An 18,798-nucleotide genomic window follows, 5' to 3' on the forward strand; every position below is an offset into this window, starting at 1 on the left:
TTTTATAGGATGGAAAGAGATAAAATAATTATTGCATCTGCCATTCTTCTGAATGAGAAGAAAGAGATGCTTACCGTACGTAAAAAAACTTCTGTCTATTATATGTTGCCCGGAGGGAAGATAGAAAAGGGTGAGCAACTTATGGATGCACTTTTGCGTGAATTATGGGAAGAATTAAACATAAAGTTCACGGCGGAAGATTTTGATTATTTAGGTCAGCACGAAACCGATGCAGTAAATGAGAAAAACACCATTGTTCAAGGTAATATATTTGTGTTGAAACAACCTCTCCGTCAGAAAATTAATCCTCATGCCGAACTGGCAGAAGTACAGTTTATCAGCAAAGAAAATTATAAAGAATTTCGTCTAGCACATCTGCTGGAAGAATTTGCCCTACCTTATTTCTTAACCTGTTAAAAAGTATTAACCTCTAATATTGCTGTTTTATTGCCTCCTCATTTTTTAATTTTTCATTGAAGAATAGATCCTCTTACTTATTACTGTCCCTGTTAGTGTTTTATAGGGACATTTCATCCCAATGTTTATAATTCAATTTGTAAAATTCTTATTAAGATTTTTTTAAAGAAGGTAAGGATATTTAAATTTCTTTCGATAAAGAAATGGAATAAAAAGTTTTTTTATTTTACTTTTTTCAATATTTTTATCGAGAAACAAAAACCTTGTTTAAAACTGTAAATTAGTGTTATTAACCAATTTTAAAACCAATCAACGTAAAATTATGAAGAAACTGTTACTTTATTCGATATAATTACTGCGACATAACATGAATGATTAGTGGCAATAGTTATTTTTTAGAAATAACTACTAGGTCATATTATGTTTAATTATCAACCTTATAAGCCTTAACCTTAAATATTCTTAGTTTATGTATTATCTATTCAACCTAATGAAAAGGCTGAGTATAGGATGTTATTTAGCCTTATTATTAATGCATTATAGCTCTACGGCTGTATATGCACAGGAAAAGACGGTCACAGGTATTGTTAAAGATCTCAAAACGGGAAATCCTTTACCTAGTGTTACAGTATCCTCGAAAAGTAGGAATGTTAAATCTGTCACGGATGAGGGAGGAGGGTTTTCCATTGTAGCCGTTCCGAAGGATACTTTGGAATTTACCTTGGTCGGATATCAACCTATTCTTAAGGCAGTGGGTAATTTATCCGTAATCGAAGTGTCTATGGTGGTGGATGACAAATCGATTGAGGAGGTTACGGTTGTAGCTTTCGGTACGCAGAAAAAGTCAAGTATCGTAGGAGCTATAACTACTGTAAATACTAAGGACTTACAAATTCCTAGTTCAAATTTAACCACAGCTTTTGCGGGACTCCCGGTATAATTTCCTTTTCTCCGTCCGGAGAGCCGGGGGCGGATAATGCTCAATTTTTCGTTCGTGGTGTAACGACTTTTGGTTATCAGTCCTCTCCTTTGATTCTTATCGATGGTTTTGAAGCAACGACAGACAACTTGGCTAGGCTTCAGCCGGACGACATAGAGTCGTTCTCCATCTTAAAGGATGCCTCTGCTACGGTACTATACGGTGCACGCGGTGCTAATGGCATCATCATGGTTAATACTAAAGCCGGAAAGGAAGGGCCTGTAAAGTTGAGTGTACGCTTGGATGCCAATACATCTATGCCTACCCGCATTGTAGAGATGTTGGATGGGGTTAGTTATATGAAACTTTACAACCAAGCACGTATTACGAGAGACCCTTTATTGGGTAATTTCTATAGCGAACAAAAGATTCAATCCACGCTTAACGGTGAGAACGCCATGATCTAACCGAATACTAATTGGTATGATGCATTGTTCAATAAGTCTACAACGAATAAGAAAGCAAATATCAATGTTTCGGGGGGAGGTCAGGTAGCTTACTTATTATGTTTCGCTGGGAATGGACAAGGAGTCAGGTTTACTCCGTGTGGATAAGAAAAATAATTTCAACAACAATATAGATATAGGCCGTTATACGGTGCGAAGCAACGTATTATTTAAGCTTACGCCTACTACCAAACTGGATACAAGATTGCAGGCACGATTCGAAAGATATAACGGTCCATACACTTCTGCTACCAGTATTTTTAACATGGTTATGAATATTAACCCTGTGGATTTTCCGGCGGTGTATGAACCTGATGAAAAAAATCTGTTTACCGAACATATTCTGTTCGGCAGTAGCTATGCCAATGGTTCTTTAATGCCAAACCCATACGCACAGATGGTTAGAGGCTATGAAGACAGAAATGAATCAACGATCATTGCACAAGCTACACTCTCTCAGGATTTGGATTTCTTCACCAAGGGATTAAAATTCCAAGGTAAAGTGTCTGCCAATACTTGGAGCCGTTATGCGGGCAGACGTAGTTATAATCCTTATTACTATGATTTGGAATCCTACAATCAAATTACTAAAGAATATAATCTGCTTTTGCTTAATCCGACAACAGGTCAACCTTACCTCGGTGATGTTACTCCTGTAAGAGATGCTAATGGACATTTCTATTTCGAAGCACTATTCAATTGGGATAGAACTTTTTGCGATCATACTATCTCGGCAATGACAGTAGGTATGATGGAGTGTGGGATGGATGCTGTCAAATGAAAAATTCTTTGAGAAACTAACTCCGGTGATGAACATGTTTAAGCTCAGAGCTACTTGGGGTTTGGTGGGTAATGATGCCATAGCAAAGAGGATATCTATCCTGCCAAATACGATACCATCATAGGGCAGGTAGGCTATGAAAGGGTGGAAATCGACCTGCTTAAAGCCGGAAGAATTCCCTCGAGCAAAATCTATATGGGAAAAGCCAAGAAGACGGTAGTAGAATATGATGATAAGCGTATTGTCATTGATTCTGTAGTTTCTTGGGTAAACATAACAGGACTTACCGTATCAAAGCTGTATCGCTTCAAAGTATATACGGAAGATGAATATGGCAATAGGTCTGTTCCGCAGGAAATAGCGCTGATTCCTTATACGCAAACGGAGTTAAGTACTATTGCTGTTAAATCTCCACGTGTGCTAGCTTCTCCAACAGCAGCCGTACTAGATTGGACTGAGAACTTATCATCTATTAATGGATTATTGCGGATTGACTTTTAAATACACTGATAATACCGGTGTTGAACGAACTGGAGAAAGATTATTAAATCCACGTATTTTCGCTGCAAATCTAACACCTAGAGACCGCATAAATATTGATGTGTATTATAAGGTTATTCCGAAAGTAAATGGGGAACGTATATTGGATACCGTAGAGCTATATCAGCCTGTGACTTTCAATATGCCGCTAGCCAATAGTACATTCCAGCCAGCTGAACCAGAAATATTAAGAGCTAATGGGATAAATACCTTTACAGCGCAAGCTATCGCGGATATTAAAAAGCTTGTCTATCCTGTGGACGTAAACACTTTGCAAGATTTATTTTACTTCAGTAATCTGGATGAAGTGGACCTTACGGGAGGAGACCTCTTTCAGATGAAAACTATATCTTACAATCGTAATGGCATCGTTGCTACCCTAGGAGGAGGTAGTTTCGATCCTTTTGCCAGAAGAGTGGGAGACATGCCAGAGGTAAATGCCCAGTTTCTGGTGGATTTGCTGGCCAACAACCTAGTGAAAAAAGTTAAATATATCCCTTATTCACTAGGAATAGACCACTTACTTCAACCTTATGTCAATAGTGGTGTAGTGGAACTAGTGCAGGTACCGGATGAAGCGGTGATTCCTCTGAAATATCTTATCAATGGGACAGTACAAGCCACTAACTGGAAGATTGACCTTATTGTAAATCCAGGAGATTATCCTGCAGGAGAGGGCTTATATAATGTCTTTAGAGTGATACCTCGAGATCGCTCTGCCTCATTCGCTTTCGTTATGCCTAAGGAATATGAATTCAATGCAAGTGTATAAGAAGCTGCGTTTTAAAGTTTATGCTCCAGCCAAAGACGCTTTTACCCAAGGAGCCATGTATGCAAATTATCAGAAGCTATGGCCTAGGTTTATGAACTACCTATGGGCTTTCACTACAGAAAGTAGCTATGGACAGCAGCTATGGAACACTGTGGCAGCCGATTATTTTATTCCAGACAACAACCTGCAAAAATGGATCGATATGGAGGTCGACCTATCTAATATGATTGGTAAGCATAACCGTGTGATTGTTATTAATATAGGAGGAGAACCTTCTGGTACTTATGCACCGGCCAAAGATATCGTATATCATTTCGCTAATTTTAGACTTACAAAAGAGTAATTTCTTAGATCTAATTTTATAGAAAAGTGCTTTCACCGCAGATGGTGAAAGCACTTTTCGCATTATGACAGTGCAAATTACTTCCTAAATAGATAGTTGATTTCAATTTGGCAAGCAGACAAAATCTTATGTGCTTATTAAGGGTTATAAACGAAAAAAGCTCAACTGATGTTGAGCTTTAACTGTCTTAGCGGAAGGGGCGGGATTCGAACCCGCGGTACCGTTATCCGGTACGACAGTTTAGCAAACTGTTCCTTTCGGCCTCTCAGGCACCCTTCCGTGTTTCGACATTGCAAACATAAGGCAAAAAATTGACTCTGCAAACTTTAAAACAAGATTTTTTTACTTTTTTTTGCCTTTATTTAATAACATTCTGATTGATTGTCAATTACAATTATTTTGCTGCTGCAGGCTCTTTTCTTTTACCCAAATCATAGTCTATCCGGACATGATAAATGCTCATGAGCATATTTTTGAAAATCGTGCTCACATCGCTGATATCTTTTAGGGTGATGTTGGCATTTACAAACTGTTTTTGGTCCAGTTTATACTGGATAATGTTGTCTACAAGATTCGAAATTGATTCTTGAGTGGGCTCTTTGAGCGCCCGTGCCGCCGCCTCTACCGAATCGGCCATCATCAACACAGCTGTCTCTTTGGAAAAAGGTATAGGTCCTGGATAGTGAAATAAGGATTCATCTACCAGCTTGTCTGGGTTGTTTTTGATGCATTCTTTGTAAAAGTAATCCACCCGGGTGGTGCCATGATGTGTTTTGATAAAGTCTATTATAACTTCTGGAAGCTTATGGCGTTTGGCTATTTCAATGCCTTTAATGACATGGGAAATAATGATTTGTGCACTTTGTTCCGAAGTTAATTCTTCATGTGGGTTTACCCCAGTCTTTTGATTTTCGATGAAATATCGTGGGTTTAGTATTTTGCCGATATCGTGATATAATGCTCCTGCACGCACAAGTAATGAGTTACCGCCAACCTTATATATTGCTGCTTCAGCAAGATTTGCCACCTGCAAGGAATGTTGGAATGTTCCGGGAGCTTTCAGCGAGAGTTCTCTTAATAGTTTGGAGTTGGAGTTGGTAAGCTCCATGAGTGTCAAATCTGATACGATGCCGAACATCTTCTCGAAAGCATAAATCAAAGGATAGGCAAGGAGTGTTAATCCTACGCTGACAAAATATGGGAGAATATCACCCCAGTATATACTACTTAGTAATCCATTACGTGTGAGAACCAAGCCTATATGACCTACAATATATGTAGCCAAAATGAGCAGGCTGGAGATCAAAAACTGTTCGCGTTTCACCATGGTCTTGATACTGTATATGGCCACTAGTCCGGACATAAATTGTAGGAACACGAAGTCGTAACTGTTAGGCACAAAAAGCGCTGTTATCAAAACCATCAGCAAATGTATGTTTAGAGCTACACGAGTGTCAAAAAGAATACGGAAGATAATAGGCACACCACAGTAAGGGATAAAATAGAGACTGCTGATTTTGAGATTCATCGCCCAAGAGAATACGCCCAACATGCCTAAAATGACGATATAGATGATAGCCAGTAAGCGGTTGTTGTTGTAAATGTTGCGACGAAAGTAAAAGAGGAAAACCATTAGTAAGGCCATAGCAAGTCCTACAACCAGAAATTGACCTAGAGAAACATAAGTTTTGTTTCCAGAAATGCGGGCTTCGTCTTCAAAAACTTTACGTAGAGACTCTAGTTTTTGGTATGTTTCGTTGTTTACGATTTTATCTTTTTCGGCGATGAGTTCTCCCTTTTGTACCATCCCCCGCGTGGTGGAAATGTTGCTCAACGCTGTCTGTTCGATCTTGTTTGTCAGATGTTCATTAAAGATATAGTTTACAGTAATGTAGTTTTTGAGAACTTCAAGTAGCCATTTTTTACGGGTGATGGATGCATCCTTTTCTATCGCTTCATGTGCATAATCTACGGCGCTTTCTATCGTAAAGCAATCGGCGGTATTTTTTTGTGTAGCAATGTTGTTGTCTACCAAGGTGAAGTTGTAGTTTGCTTCCGTTTCGCTTATTTTATCAGCTTCGGCACCTTTAGTTTGATAGCGGTTGTTCAGCGATATTACACCACGGTTGTAGATGTATGTTAATATCTCTATTCCTTTGTTTTTGTAGGTTTGAATGTTGAGAGAGGATACCGTATCCATCTGGCTGCTTTGCCATTTTTCAGCGATGTCAGTGGTAAACTGATCTATTTGTTCTTTGCTGATATTAGGGTTGAGGTTATAGATAGGCTGTACCGTTTTCAGCACCTGCTGGCGGTCACGTTCCATCTCCTCCTTAGTTTTCATGATGGCAAAGTTGTACGGTGAAATCAAGTTTTCGTGATTCCACGGTTTTCCTTTTTGAAACTCATACTCAAAGCGCGGTTGCTTCGGCAGGAAAGCACAGATGAGCAAGACTGTAAGTACGAGCATGCCATATTTCAGCCAAGGAGAGTTGTTCTGTAACTTATTGTCTATATAATTGATTTTTAGTTTTGCCACGGCTTGAATAATTTTTGTTTATAACAAAAGTAATTAATATCCTATGAAATTTTACTTCTCCCGTGCAGAATGCGCAAAAATGTCTTTATCTCCAAAATCATTTGATAGGGGGAAATAATAGATTTATCTTTGTTGACCAAATTACTATAATAGAAAATTACATGTCGACGAATAAACACTTAATAGCGCCATCCGTATTGGCGGCAGACTTCGCGAATCTTGAAAAAGAAGTTAAAATGGTAAATGAAAGTGAAGCCGATTGGTTTCATATTGATATTATGGATGGTGTTTTTGTGCCTAATATTTCTTTTGGCTTTCCTGTGATGCAGGCTATAGCCAAGCATGCCACAAAGCCACTGGATGTGCATCTGATGATTGTAGATCCGGACAGATATTTGAAAGTGTGTAAAGATAGTGGTGCTGCGGTAATTACCGTGCATTATGAAGCCTGCACACATCTACATCGTACATTGGCGGCGATCAAAGAGTTAGGCTGCAAAGCAGGGGTTGCCCTGAATCCGCACACTCCTGTTCAACTGTTGAAAGATGTGATCCAAGATATTGACTTAGTTTGTATTATGTCTGTAAATCCTGGATTTGGAGGTCAGAAATTTATCGAACATACGTATGCCAAGGTAAGGGAATTGCGTGCTTTGGCAGCCGGTGTAAATGATAGTCTGCTTATAGAAATTGACGGAGGTGTGTCTACTGCAAATGCAGCAAAGTTGGTGAATGCCGGAGCTGATGTCTTGGTAGCAGGATCATTTGTTTTCAATGCCGAAAATCCCATCCAAACCATCAAGTCCTTGAAGTCCATATCGTCGAATGTGCAGTCGGTATAATACTATTGATGCAATTTGGAAAATTTCGATAGCAGGTTGGCGTAATTAAATATATTTTGTTTAGATTGATTCCAAATTGGTTTAATTTACATTCCACAGATATATTAAAGTGGGATTTTAGCTAAATTTGGCACTAGCAAAAAAGCTGATTTTAAGAATGTAAATCAGCTTAGTGAGCAGAGATAAGAAAGTTAATTATGATGTGTATTTTTTTTAAAATGACGCATTATGAAAGACTTTAAAGGTTAAATCCGGCAATGCGATAGTGTTGCCTCAAATTGATAAAGAGTTAATTTATTTATGAGTAGTATTTACAACGATTATTTACTTGAAGTTGTAGAAAGAAAAGCACAAGGCTTAAATCCTAAACCAATCGATGGAGCAGAATTATTAGAAGAAATCATTGCTCAGATTAAAGATACCCAAAACGAACATAGAGAAGAATCACTTCGCTTATTTATCTATAACACTTTGCCGGGAACCACGCCAGCTGCCGGTGTTAAGGCTCAATTCCTAAAAGAAATCATCCTTGGTCAAGAAGTAGTAGCAGAGATAACGCCTGTTTTTGCTTTTGAACTGCTATCCCATATGAAGGGAGGTCCTTCTATTAAGGTATTGATTGATTTGGCATTAAGCGAAGATGAAAATATAGCCCGTCAGGCTGCTGAAGTATTGAAGACTCAAGTATTCTTGTATGATGCGGATACGGCACGTCTTAAGGCGGCGTATGAGGCTGGCAATGCTATCGCAAAAGATATTTTAGAAAGCTACGCTAAAGCCGAGTTTTTTACCAAGCTACCTGAAGTTCCGGAAGAGATCAAAGTGGTTACTTATATTGCTGCTGAAGGAGATATCTCTACGGACTTATTATCGCCTGGTAATCAAGCACACTCGCGTTCGGACCGTGAGCTACACGGTAAATGCATGATTTCTCCGAAAGCACAGGAAGAAATTACGGCGTTGAAAGCTCAGCATCCGGATGCTCAGGTGATGTTGGTAGCGGAAAAGGGTACTATGGGGGTAGGTTCGTCCCGTATGTCGGGAGTGAACAACGTTGCTCTTTGGACAGGAAGACCGTCTTCACCATATATTCCTTTCGTGAATGTGGCACCTATCGTTGCCGGAACAAACGGTATTTCTCCGATTTTCCAGACTACAGTAGATGTTACAGGAGGTATAGGTATTGACCTGAAAAACTGGAGAAAGAAAACTGACGCAAATGGAAATGTAGTGTTGAACGAAAACGGTGACCCAGTATTAGAGGAAGTTTATTCCGTTGCTACAGGTACTGTATTGACCATCAACACAAAGTCAAAAAAATTATATAACGGTGATAAAGAGTTAATCGATCTTTCCAAGTCGTTGACTCCACAAAAATTAGAGTTTATCCGTGCCGGAGGTTCTTATGCGATAGTATTCGGTAAGAAAATACAAACTTTTGCCGCACAAACATTAGGCATTACAGCTCCTCAGGTATTTGCTCCTGCGAAAGAAGTTTCCGTGGAGGGGCAAGGTCTTACAGCGGTTGAAAAGATATTTAATAAGAATGCTGTAGGTGTCACACCAGGTAAGGTCTTACATGCAGGATCAGATGTTCGTGTTAAAGTGAACATTGTAGGGTCGCAGGACACTACAGGTCTTATGACCGCACAGGAGCTAGAGGCTATGGCAGCTACAGTGATTGCACCTACTTTGGATGGTGCTTATCAGTCGGGATGCCACACTGCTTCGGTTTGGGATAAGAAGGCGCAAGCTAATATCCCTAAGCTGATGAAGTTTATGAACGAGTTTGGTCTTATCACGGCACGCGATCCTAAAGGGGTGTATCACTCCATGACTGACGTCATCCATAAAGTTTTGAACGACATGACAGTGGATGACTGGTCAATCATCATCGGGGGGGACTCCCATACACGTATGTCCAAAGGGGTAGCATTCGGTGCCGACTCGGGAACGGTAGCATTGGCTTTGGCAACGGGAGAGGCTTCTATGCCAATTCCTGAATCGGTAAAAGTTACCTTCAAAGGTAAAATGAAAGAACATGTAGACTTCCGTGATGTAGTACATGCTACTCAGGCACAGATGTTGCAACAGTTTGGTGGAGAAAACGTGTTCCAAGGCCGTGTTATCGAAGTGCATATCGGTACGCTTCTTGCAGATCAAGCATTTACGTTTACAGACTGGACTGCAGAGATGAAGGCGAAAGCTTCAATCTGCATTTCTCAGGATGATACACTTATAGAATCATTGGAAATTGCAAAATCTCGTCTTCAGATTATGATAGACAAAGGTATGGACAATTCCAATGGTGTATTAAAAGGGCTTATAGAAAAAGCGAATAAACGTATTGCGGAGATTAAATCCGGAGAGAAACCAGCTTTGAAACCAGACGATAATGCAAAATATTACGCAGAGGTAGTGGTGGATCTAGATCAGATCGACGAGCCTATGATTGCCGACCCTGATGTACATAATGCTGATGTTTCGAAGCGCTATACTCACGATACAATCCGTGACCTGACTTATTATGGTGGAGAGAAGAAAGTAGATTTAGGTTTCGTAGGTTCTTGTATGGTACATAAGGATGACCTTAAGATTGTATCGCAGATGTTGAAGAATGTGGAGACAGAGAAAGGTTATGTAGAGTTCAAAGCGCCATTGGTGGTAGCTGCTCCTACATACAACATCATTGACGAGTTGAAAGCTGAAGGAGATTGGGAATATCTACAAAAATATTCAGGTTTTGAATTTAACGACTTGTTGCCGAAAACGACAGCACGCACAGAGTATCAAAATATTTTATATTTAGAACGTCCGGGCTGTAACTTGTGTATGGGTAACCAGGAGAAGGCCGCCAAAGGAGACACAGTAATGTCTACTTCTACACGTCTTTTCCAAGGTCGTGTGGTAGAAGACAGGGATGGTAAGAAGGGAGAGTCGCTGTTGGCTTCAACACCGGTAGTGGTATTGTCGGCCATATTAGGACGTATTCCTACTATTGAGGAGTATAAAAAAGCTGTCAAAGGTATAAATCTTACAAAATTTACACCGATTTTAGCTAATTAATCCTTAATATTGAAGAAACTTAGTTAAACACTATAAAACCAGAGAGATATGGCTTTTGATATAGACATGATCAAGAAAGTCTATTCACGCTACGATGAGCGCATTGCTGCAGCTCGTAAGGTGGTGAATAGACCATTAACCCTTGCAGAAAAAATATTGTATGCCCACCTATGGGATGGCAATGCTACTGTGGCTTACGAAAGAGGTAAGTCGTATGTAGACTTTGCTCCAGACCGTGTGGCTATGCAAGATGCGACAGCGCAGATGGCTTTGTTGCAGTTCATGCAAGCAGGTCGCTCGAAAGTGGCTGTTCCTTCGACAGTACACTGTGACCACTTAATTCAGGCAAAAGAAGGCGCTGACAAAGACTTAGCACGTGCTAAAAACGAAAGCTCGGAAGTGTTCAACTTCTTGAGTTCTGTTTCAAATAAATATGGTATAGGCTTCTGGAAACCGGGAGCAGGTATCATCCACCAGGTAGTATTGGAAAACTATGCTTTCCCTGGAGGTATGATGATCGGTACAGACTCACATACCGTGAATGCAGGAGGTTTGGGTATGGTTGCTATCGGTGTCGGTGGTGCTGATGCCTGTGACGTGATGGCCGGTCTTCCTTGGGAACTTAAGTTTCCTAAACTTATCGGTGTTAAATTAACCGGTAAGTTGTCTGGCTGGGCTGCACCTAAAGATGTCATCTTGAAGGTGGCAGGTATCCTTACCGTAAAAGGTGGTACAGGATGTATCGTAGAATACTTTGGTGAAGGTGCGGAATCACTTTCTTGTACAGGTAAAGGAACTATCTGTAACATGGGAGCAGAGATTGGTGCAACTACCTCTACTTTCGGCTATGACGCTTCTATGGAAAGATATTTGCGTGCTACAGGCCGTGCAGATGTTGCCGATGCAGCAAACGCCATCAAACAGCATTTAACAGGTGACCCTGAAGTATATGCTAACCCAGAGCAATATTTCGATCAAATCATAGAAATCAACCTTTCTGAGTTAGAACCATCGTTGAACGGTCCTTTCACTCCGGATTTATATACACCGGTATCGCGTATGCGTGAAGAAGCCGTTAAAAACGGATGGCCTTTGAAAGTAGAGTGGGGATTGATTGGTTCTTGTACAAACTCTTCTTACGAAGATTTGTCACGCGCGGCTTCCATTGCTAAACAGGCAATAGAAAAAGGTTTGGAAATCAAGGCTGAGTTCGGTATCAACCCAGGTTCGGAGCAGGTACGTTATACTGCTGAGCGCGACGGCTTATTGAAGACATTCCAAGATTTGAACGCTACGATCTTTACCAACGCTTGTGGCCCTTGTATCGGAATGTGGGATCGTGCCGGAGCGGAAAAACAAGAGAAAAATACTATCGTTCACTCGTTTAACCGAAACTTTGCTAAACGTGCTGACGGTAACCCTAACACATATGCTTTCGTAACATCCCCGGAAATGGTGGCAGCAATAGCTATCGCTGGAGACTTAGGTTTCAACCCGGTTACGGATACGTTGACCAACAAATATGGAGAGCAAGTGAAGTTAGATCCTCCTACAGGAGATGAGCTTCCTGCTAAAGGTTTTGATGTTGTAGATCCAGGATATCAAGCTCCTGCGGAAGATGGTTCTTCAGTAGTGGTAGAAGTTTCTCCTACATCAGATCGTCTGCAATTGTTGGAGCCATTCCCAGCATGGGAAGGTACTGACCTTAAAGGATTGAAGTTGTTAATCAAGGCCAAAGGTAAATGTACTACAGACCACATCTCTATGGCTGGTCCTTGGTTGAAATATCGTGGCCACTTGGACAACATTTCAAACAACTTGTTGATTGGTGCAGTAAACTACTTCAACGATAAGACGGACAGCGTGAAAAACCAGCTTACCGGTGAATATGGACCTGTACCTGCAACGCAACGTGCGTACAAAGCCGCCGGAATCGGTTCAATCGTTGTGGGCGACGAAAACTATGGTGAAGGTTCTTCACGTGAACATGCCGCTATGGAACCTCGTCATTTAGGTGTGCGTGCCGTGTTGGTGAAATCTTTCGCTCGTATTCACGAGACGAATCTTAAGAAACAAGGTATGCTTGCCTTGACTTTCGCTAACAAGGATGATTACGAAAAAGTTCTTGAAGACGATACAATAGATATCATCGGTCTTACAGAGTTCGCTCCTAATAAACCTTTGACCATTGTGCTTCACCACGCTGATGGTACTACTGAGGAAATTTTGGCAAACCACAGCTACAATGAACAACAAATAGAATGGTTCAAAGCTGGAGGCGCTCTTAACATCATCCGCGCAAGCCAAGCGAAATAATTTCGCAACACTATATAACCCGATAATACAAGCTGTTATCGGGTTTTTTCTTTATAAGGAAAGAGGACTTTATGATTTTGGCGGAAATAAGATAAGACATTTAAAAGCTAGCCGCTTTCTTGAATTGGGAAAGGATATGCATCTTCTGCATATCCTTTTTTATTAACTGTAGTGTGGCTGTTTCAAATTAACAGGATAATTTTCTATATTCATTATTAGAAAATTCAATCTCTAAGCACTACTGCCATGTATGAAAAAAGCGGTTTTTAGAAGCAAAACCTTCTATTGGATAATATTTGTTCTTGTAGCGACGAGCATTGTCGCGGACTTCCTAAGTATAGTAAACTCATTTAGATGGGGTACTTTGCTTTTCTAGGTTTGAGCCTCGCTGTATTGTGTTTTCTTATTGCAAAACATCAATACGTCAGAGCCATTTTAGTGCTTTGGTTAGCATTATCCTATATAGTATTTCCAATCAGTGGGATGATAGATATTGCGCAGGAACAACATGAAGAGCTAGACTCCGTAGAGACCTACATTGTATTGGGGTTGGTCTGTATACTGGGCGTAGCATTAATATATCTTACATTTAGGAAAATAACTTTTCAAGGTACAAAGGAATTTTCCTCTGTCACCTGAAAAATGATATTATAAGAAGCGTGATGCAGAAAGAAATGCATAGTCTGCTGTTATATTTGCGTTCTCTTTCTCCTTTGACGAATGAAAACTGGTCTCTCTTACAGAAGTATACGGACATACCAAAAAATGAATTTCTGCTTAAAGAAGGAGAGGTTTGTAACGAACTCTTTTTCATTGTTGAAGGTTATTGTAAAAGCTTTTACCACTTAGATGGAGAAAGAAAAAATACTGGATTCTTTTTCGAGAATGAGATAGCAACGTATGTTGCAAGTTTTGGATCAGGAGAGAAGTCAGCATATAACATTATGGCTTGTGAGCCTTTGACAGTGGTAGTGTTTGATAAAGTCAAATTATTTGAAATTTCCCATCAGAGTGCTGCTATAGAAGCTTTAGGACGTAATTGCTTACGTACTTTTGCTGCAAAACAAGAGGAGCAGGCGACTATTTTTAAGTTATACAGTGCACAGGAACGCCTAGAGTTTTTCGAAAAGCGATATCCACAGATGTTACAGCGTGTTTCCTTATCACAATTAGCCTCATTTTTTGGTGTGGCGCGCGAAACCTTAAGTCGTATTCGAAGAAAGAGAGTCTCTTAATACTTTTGTGACGTTTGTCACAGCTGAGAATGTTCAGATATACCCATCTTTGTCTCATCACAACGTAAACTAGTAGGAATATGGCTTTATTAAACAAAATTGATGAGACAACAAATGTAGTTACATGGTTTGAGATTCCGGTTGCGAAGATAGATCGTGCACAGAAATTTTATAAAACCATTCTTGATATCAAGATGGTGCGACATGTGGATGAACAAGAACAAGCGGCTTTTTTCCCCTATACCCCACAGGTGATTCAGGCCACTTGAGGGAGGATTACCGGTGTTTTGGTACAATCGGCAAGTAACAAGCCATCATCGAACGGTACTATGGTGTATTTAAATGCGAGTCCTACACTTCAATGCGTCTTGGACAAAGTAGAACATGCTGGCGGAAAAGTTGTGCTCCCGAAAACCCCAATTCCTGCTGGATTTATTGCTATTATAATAGATTCTGAAGGAAATAGGGTAGGACTTCATGCTGAAGAGTAGAGCTATCGCCCGCCACTTTAATATTGTGCGCGCAATAGTTTTTATGTCACTTTCTTTTTTTGGACTTATTGATTCCTTAATTTCTAACTCTTTAAATTTTTACAAAAAATTTCCTACAACATTCTTTATTAATTAAATTTATTAAGAATTAATAATACCTCATTAACTACTTGCCTAAATTATGAAACACGTTTTGAATGTATGGGACAGGAAAAAATCGTATGGGTTTAGAGAAATCCTTTTTCGGTTGTCTTTGAGGCGAAGAGCTTTTTCAGCTTTACTGCTTACTTCTTTATTCATACCAACACTTCATGCACAAAATAATCTTCCTATCATTAAAGCCAATTCAGTAGATGTGGATATTGAAGAAGATAATGTGTTACGAAAGAAGGCGTGGAAGATTGATCCACAGCAGAAGTTAGATGTATTTGGAACATCGGCAAAGAAAGTGACCTTTTATACCGACATAGACAAGTTTACGGTCCATATTGGTCGAGGCAAAAAACAGGATTTTATCATTCTGCTCAACGGTAAGGATTCGGCAATGACCCGCATTCAATACGAACCTTCACGTCTTCATATTCTAAAAGGAGCCGCGAAATATAATTTTTCGGACAATAGACCTGTTCCTACTTTTACTTATCAGTCTGCAGAGCATCCGGATTTAAAAAGAATACGTGCCGAACTCAAGTTGGATTCCATTGCAGGGAAGGGAGATGAGCTGACAAAAATTTTCAACCTGATGTATTGGGTTCATAACCTTATACAGCATGATGGCAATAGCACAAACCCTACAATCAAAAATGCTATAGACCTCATCAAGGTATGTCAAAAGGAAAAGCGCGGTATAAACTGTAGAATGCTTGCCATTATCCTCAATGAATGTTATCTGGCGATGGGAATAAAGTCTAGATATATTACCTGTATGCCTAAAGAGTTGGAGTTTCAAGACTGCCATGTCATTAACATGGTATATAGCCAAGACTTGGACAAATGGATATGGATAGATCCTACGTTTGCAGCCTATGTCATGGATGAAAATGGGACTTTATTGGGAATCCAAGAGGTGCGAGAAAGGTTAATCAACGGAAAGCCTTTGATCCTTAACGCGGATGCCAACTGGAATCGTGAGGCACAACAAACCAAGGATGGATATCTAAAAACCTATATGGCTAAAAATCTCTATCGTCTGGAAACACCGGTGGAAAGCAAATACAATGCTGAAACCTGGAATATGGTCAAAGAGATTGAATATGTAGAATTGCTTCCTTTGGATGCTTTGGAACAAACACCTCAAAGAACAGAGGAAGTAAACAATAAAACGGGAGTGAAATTCGTTTATTATAAAACTAACAATCCGAATCTTTTCTGGACAAAGCCGCAATAATCTCTTACACATAAAGCTATGATTAAGGATATTTTTGATTCTGCAGTCACTGCAGAATTGATCGACAGAATAAATAGCCTCACTGCGAATTCCACACCACAGTGGGGTAAGATGACTGTCGATCAGATGCTCGCCCATTGTAATGTGGCTTATGCTTACACCTTCAATCCGGAGAAATTCAAAAAAACTAACTTTGTGAAGCGGTGGCTGCTGAAAACTTTTGCCAAGCCTATGGTTGTAGGGCCTCAACCTTATAAGAAAGGTAGTCCTACGGCACCCATCTTTTTGATCACGGACCGAAAAAATTTCGAAAAGGAGAAAAGTGAACTTATAGACAATATTCACAAGACACAACAGCTCGGAAGGACATATTTCGAAGGAAAGGAGAACATATCTTTCGGAAAGCTAACCGCCAATGAATGGAACACCTTATTCTATAAACATCTGGACCACCACCTTAACCAGTTCGGGGTGTAAGAAATCCGTATTGTTTACATTATTAACTAGCTCGCAAACATAGCTAAACAACCAATTTTAATTGTATTAATTCTAAATTATTAAAATAACCTTCAAATTTCCAGTGAGTTAAGGATGTTTGATTTTTTCTTTTTTATCTTTACGTTCATTAATTCGTTAGCGGTAATGGTAGGACGACCGTGCAAACTTCAAACTTTCGGCTGACAAAAACAGATTTACGAACACTTCGGACAAATTCCGGAAACCGTAAAATTCACTTCGCTGACTTTATACTTCTTCGGCAACTTAAATGACGGCTCAACATTTTCCAAACAAGTAACCGACTTACACTTTTGACAGCTAAAATGTATGTGATTGTGGTTGTGAGTTGTGGCACAACTATGACAACTTGCATACTTCACACCACCGTCAGTATTCACAACTTTGTGAACCAAATCTTCTTCCACTAACCTATTCAAGACACGATAAATCGTAACCCTGTCGCACAATCCGTCCAAAGACTGAATTTCAGAGTGTGACAAAGCCACTTCGGACTGACTAATTAAATCCAAAATCTCTGTTTTTGCGGTTGTATTTCTTGCCTGTTTCATCTTTTTTTCAAAAACTTTAATGCAACATTGTTGCTATTACAAAGACAATACTTATTTTTGCAACAATGTTGCATTAAGTAAAAATAATTTGAATGATACCGCAAACATTTGAACAATGGAAAAACTGCATCATAAACGATTGCAAAATCAACCTAACCAAAGGTTTTGCGGAACAGCGTTTGGCAGTTTACAAAGACAAGAAAAATAACGAAACACAAAAATTTGTTTCGCTGTATGGCGAACAGCATTTACAAAATATAATTAATTGGTTTAAGCAAATATGATAGCAGAAAATAAACTACCTGTAACCGTTTTAAGCGGTTTTTTGGGAGCGGGAAAAACAACCTTGCTCAACCACGTTTTACATAACAAAGACGGAATAAGAGTAGCCGTTATCGTAAACGATATGAGCGAAGTAAACGTGGACGCAAGATTGGTAGAAAACGAAAACACACTTTCACGAACCGAAGAAAAATTGGTGGAAATGAGCAACGGCTGTATTTGTTGCACACTTCGGGAAGACCTGATGATTGAAGTTGAGAAATTAGCCAAAGAAAAACGCTTTGACTATTTGCTCATTGAAAGCACGGGAATTAGTGAGCCTGTTCCTGTGGCTCAAACATTTTCTTTTGTGGACGAAGAAAAAGGCATTGACCTTTCAAAATTCAGTTACATTGATACAATGGTTACAGTCGTTGATTGTTTCAATTTCTTCAAAGATTTTGGAACAAACGAATTGTTGCAAGACCGCAATTTAACTGATATGGAAGGCGATTATAGAACAATTGTAAATTTGCTGACTGACCAGATTGAATTTGCAAACGTCATTATATTGAACAAAACTGATTTAGTTGATGAAAATACGGTTGGACTTTTAAAAGCATCTATCCAAAAACTAAATCCAAGTGCAAAAATTATTGCTTCCGAGTTTGGAAAAGTTGCACCAACCGAGATTTTGAATACCAAACTTTTTGATTTTGAAGAAGCACAAAATTCGGCAGGTTGGCAAAAAGAACTGCAAACCGAAAACCACACCCCCGAAACCGAAGAATACGGCATTAGTTCATTTGTGTTCAGACATCCAAAACCGTTTCACCCTGAACGTTTTTGGAAATACCTGAACGAAGAATATCCAAGCGGAATTATCAGGGCCAAAGGTTTGTTTTGGTTGGCTTCACGTCCGAATGATGCACTAAATTTTTCGCAGGCAGGCGGTTCTTCCCGATTGGAAAGAGCAGGCGTTTGGTGGTGTAGTATGCCATTCAAAGAACGAATGAGATACGCTTCTTTTGTTCACAATAAAGAACACATTGAAAGCCGTTGGAGCAAACAATGGGGCGACCGAATGAACGAAATTGTTTTTATCGGGCAAGACATTGACAAACATAAAATGATAGCCGATTTAGAAAAATGTTTGTTGCAAGACAACGAACAAAAATTGTTTGACAAGAAAATCAGTTTTAACGACCCTTTTCCGAAAGATATTTAAAAATGAGCCAAACAAAATTCACAAGACGAGAAATCATAAAACAAGGCGGGCTTGCATTAACCGCATTAGCTTTGCCTTTTCCATTAAC

At 39.6% G+C, this 18,798-nt stretch carries 19 protein-coding genes and 1 tRNA gene; 17 read left to right on the top strand and 3 right to left on the bottom strand.

Annotated elements, in window-relative coordinates:
• The first annotated feature begins 9 nt into the window (after nt 1–9).
• The 7 genes from ABD873_RS04020 to ABD873_RS04050 all read left to right on the top strand — a co-directional run bounded on the left by ABD873_RS04020 (nt 10) and on the right by ABD873_RS04050 (nt 4,278).
• Complete coding sequence (locus tag ABD873_RS04020; RefSeq protein ID WP_345064948.1) at nt 10–417, top strand: NUDIX hydrolase; 408 nt, start codon at nt 10–12, stop codon at nt 415–417.
• 490 nt (nt 418–907) lie between these two features.
• Nucleotides 908–1,357, top strand: a complete 450-nt coding sequence (locus ABD873_RS04025; RefSeq protein ID WP_345064951.1) for a carboxypeptidase-like regulatory domain-containing protein — start codon at nt 908–910, stop codon at nt 1,355–1,357.
• Nucleotides 1,357–1,803, top strand: a complete 447-nt coding sequence (locus tag ABD873_RS04030; protein WP_345065279.1) for a TonB-dependent receptor plug domain-containing protein — start codon at nt 1,357–1,359, stop codon at nt 1,801–1,803. Before ABD873_RS04025 ends, ABD873_RS04030 begins: the two co-directional genes overlap by 1 nt.
• 112 nt (nt 1,804–1,915) lie before the next feature.
• On the top strand, nt 1,916–2,623 hold the full coding sequence (locus tag ABD873_RS04035) for a hypothetical protein (RefSeq protein ID WP_345064954.1): 708 nt from the start codon (nt 1,916–1,918) through the stop codon (nt 2,621–2,623).
• Between the two features lie 144 nt (nt 2,624–2,767).
• Nucleotides 2,768–3,124, top strand: a complete 357-nt coding sequence (locus tag ABD873_RS04040) for a hypothetical protein (RefSeq protein ID WP_486387642.1) — start codon at nt 2,768–2,770, stop codon at nt 3,122–3,124.
• Nucleotides 3,099–3,935: a hypothetical protein gene (locus tag ABD873_RS04045; RefSeq protein ID WP_345064957.1), complete on the top strand. Its 837-nt coding sequence runs from the start codon at nt 3,099–3,101 to the stop codon at nt 3,933–3,935. The genes ABD873_RS04040 and ABD873_RS04045 overlap by 26 nt, the downstream gene beginning before the upstream one ends.
• A complete protein-coding gene (locus ABD873_RS04050; protein WP_345064960.1) occupies nt 3,913–4,278 on the top strand; it encodes a hypothetical protein in 366 nt (121 codons plus the stop codon). Before ABD873_RS04045 ends, ABD873_RS04050 begins: the two co-directional genes overlap by 23 nt.
• Nucleotides 4,279–4,469: 191 nt before the next feature.
• Here the strand turns inward: ABD873_RS04050 and ABD873_RS04055 are convergent.
• Nucleotides 4,470–4,557 (bottom strand) — tRNA-Ser (locus ABD873_RS04055).
• A gap of 115 nt (nt 4,558–4,672) precedes the next feature.
• A complete protein-coding gene (locus ABD873_RS04060; protein WP_345064963.1) occupies nt 4,673–6,817 on the bottom strand; it encodes an HD family phosphohydrolase in 2,145 nt (714 codons plus the stop codon).
• 161 nt (nt 6,818–6,978) lie between these two features.
• Here ABD873_RS04060 and rpe point away from each other — a divergent pair, with 161 nt between their 5' ends.
• The 8 genes from rpe to ABD873_RS04100 all read left to right on the top strand — a co-directional run bounded on the left by rpe (nt 6,979) and on the right by ABD873_RS04100 (nt 16,631).
• The gene (rpe, locus tag ABD873_RS04065; protein WP_345064966.1) at nt 6,979–7,659 is read left to right on the top strand and encodes a ribulose-phosphate 3-epimerase; all 681 of its coding nucleotides are present in this window, start codon (nt 6,979–6,981) and stop codon (nt 7,657–7,659) included.
• A gap of 300 nt (nt 7,660–7,959) precedes the next feature.
• Nucleotides 7,960–10,725: a bifunctional aconitate hydratase 2/2-methylisocitrate dehydratase gene (locus ABD873_RS04070; protein ID WP_345064969.1), complete on the top strand. Its 2,766-nt coding sequence runs from the start codon at nt 7,960–7,962 to the stop codon at nt 10,723–10,725.
• Between the two features lie 48 nt (nt 10,726–10,773).
• Nucleotides 10,774–13,041 (top strand): aconitate hydratase, encoded by a 2,268-nt coding sequence (locus tag ABD873_RS04075; protein WP_039053891.1) that lies wholly within the window; start codon nt 10,774–10,776, stop codon nt 13,039–13,041.
• Between the two features lie 662 nt (nt 13,042–13,703).
• Nucleotides 13,704–14,276: a Crp/Fnr family transcriptional regulator gene (locus ABD873_RS04080; protein ID WP_345065285.1), complete on the top strand. Its 573-nt coding sequence runs from the start codon at nt 13,704–13,706 to the stop codon at nt 14,274–14,276.
• Between the two features lie 80 nt (nt 14,277–14,356).
• Entirely contained in the window at nt 14,357–14,545 is a 189-nt protein-coding gene (locus tag ABD873_RS04085) for a VOC family protein (RefSeq protein WP_345064972.1), read from the top strand.
• Nucleotides 14,546–14,605: 60 nt separating this feature from the next.
• A complete protein-coding gene (locus ABD873_RS04090; RefSeq protein ID WP_345064975.1) occupies nt 14,606–14,767 on the top strand; it encodes a VOC family protein in 162 nt (53 codons plus the stop codon).
• A gap of 181 nt (nt 14,768–14,948) precedes the next feature.
• Nucleotides 14,949–16,154 carry a transglutaminase domain-containing protein gene (locus ABD873_RS04095; protein WP_345064978.1) on the top strand — a complete coding sequence of 402 codons (1,206 nt, stop codon included), beginning with the start codon at nt 14,949–14,951 and terminating at the stop codon, nt 16,152–16,154.
• Nucleotides 16,155–16,172: 18 nt separating this feature from the next.
• Nucleotides 16,173–16,631, top strand: a complete 459-nt coding sequence (locus tag ABD873_RS04100) for a DUF1569 domain-containing protein (RefSeq protein WP_345064981.1) — start codon at nt 16,173–16,175, stop codon at nt 16,629–16,631.
• A 215-nt stretch (nt 16,632–16,846) separates the two neighbouring features.
• On the opposite strand, the gene ABD873_RS04105 is transcribed toward ABD873_RS04100, so the two are convergent.
• Complete coding sequence (locus ABD873_RS04105; RefSeq protein ID WP_345064984.1) at nt 16,847–17,221, bottom strand: Fur family transcriptional regulator; 375 nt, start codon at nt 17,219–17,221, stop codon at nt 16,847–16,849.
• A 92-nt stretch (nt 17,222–17,313) separates the two neighbouring features.
• On the opposite strand from ABD873_RS04105, the gene ABD873_RS04110 reads away from it, so the two are divergent.
• Both ABD873_RS04110 and ABD873_RS04115 read left to right on the top strand, forming a co-directional pair.
• Entirely contained in the window at nt 17,314–17,505 is a 192-nt protein-coding gene (locus ABD873_RS04110) for a hypothetical protein (RefSeq protein ID WP_345064987.1), read from the top strand.
• Nucleotides 17,502–18,710: a GTP-binding protein gene (locus ABD873_RS04115; protein ID WP_345064990.1), complete on the top strand. Its 1,209-nt coding sequence runs from the start codon at nt 17,502–17,504 to the stop codon at nt 18,708–18,710. The genes ABD873_RS04110 and ABD873_RS04115 overlap by 4 nt, the downstream gene beginning before the upstream one ends.
• Nucleotides 18,711–18,798 lie beyond the last annotated feature (88 nt).

The organism is Sphingobacterium thermophilum, from assembly GCF_039541675.1.
In the GTDB taxonomy this organism is placed as follows: Bacteria; Bacteroidota; Bacteroidia; order Sphingobacteriales; family Sphingobacteriaceae; genus Sphingobacterium; species Sphingobacterium thermophilum.

Bases quoted from the DNA above. Each gene is read 5' to 3' on its own strand.
- rpe (WP_345064966.1), top strand. From the start codon at position 6,979: ATGTCGACGAATAAACACTTAATAGCGCCATCCGTATTGGCGGCAGAC.
- ABD873_RS04110 (WP_345064987.1), top strand. From the start codon at position 17,314: ATGATACCGCAAACATTTGAACAATGGAAAAACTGCATCATAAACGAT.
- ABD873_RS04115 (WP_345064990.1), top strand. From the start codon at position 17,502: ATGATAGCAGAAAATAAACTACCTGTAACCGTTTTAAGCGGTTTTTTG.
- ABD873_RS04025 (WP_345064951.1), top strand. From the start codon at position 908: ATGAAAAGGCTGAGTATAGGATGTTATTTAGCCTTATTATTAATGCAT.
- ABD873_RS04075 (WP_039053891.1), top strand. From the start codon at position 10,774: ATGGCTTTTGATATAGACATGATCAAGAAAGTCTATTCACGCTACGAT.
- ABD873_RS04050 (WP_345064960.1), top strand. From the start codon at position 3,913: ATGAATTCAATGCAAGTGTATAAGAAGCTGCGTTTTAAAGTTTATGCT.
- ABD873_RS04080 (WP_345065285.1), top strand. From the start codon at position 13,704: ATGCAGAAAGAAATGCATAGTCTGCTGTTATATTTGCGTTCTCTTTCT.
- ABD873_RS04035 (WP_345064954.1), top strand. From the start codon at position 1,916: ATGGACAAGGAGTCAGGTTTACTCCGTGTGGATAAGAAAAATAATTTC.
- ABD873_RS04100 (WP_345064981.1), top strand. From the start codon at position 16,173: ATGATTAAGGATATTTTTGATTCTGCAGTCACTGCAGAATTGATCGAC.
- ABD873_RS04070 (WP_345064969.1), top strand. From the start codon at position 7,960: ATGAGTAGTATTTACAACGATTATTTACTTGAAGTTGTAGAAAGAAAA.
- ABD873_RS04090 (WP_345064975.1), top strand. From the start codon at position 14,606: ATGGTGTATTTAAATGCGAGTCCTACACTTCAATGCGTCTTGGACAAA.
- ABD873_RS04105 (WP_345064984.1), bottom strand. From the start codon at position 17,221: ATGAAACAGGCAAGAAATACAACCGCAAAAACAGAGATTTTGGATTTA.
- ABD873_RS04085 (WP_345064972.1), top strand. From the start codon at position 14,357: ATGGCTTTATTAAACAAAATTGATGAGACAACAAATGTAGTTACATGG.
- ABD873_RS04095 (WP_345064978.1), top strand. From the start codon at position 14,949: ATGAAACACGTTTTGAATGTATGGGACAGGAAAAAATCGTATGGGTTT.
- ABD873_RS04045 (WP_345064957.1), top strand. From the start codon at position 3,099: ATGGATTATTGCGGATTGACTTTTAAATACACTGATAATACCGGTGTT.
- ABD873_RS04020 (WP_345064948.1), top strand. From the start codon at position 10: ATGGAAAGAGATAAAATAATTATTGCATCTGCCATTCTTCTGAATGAG.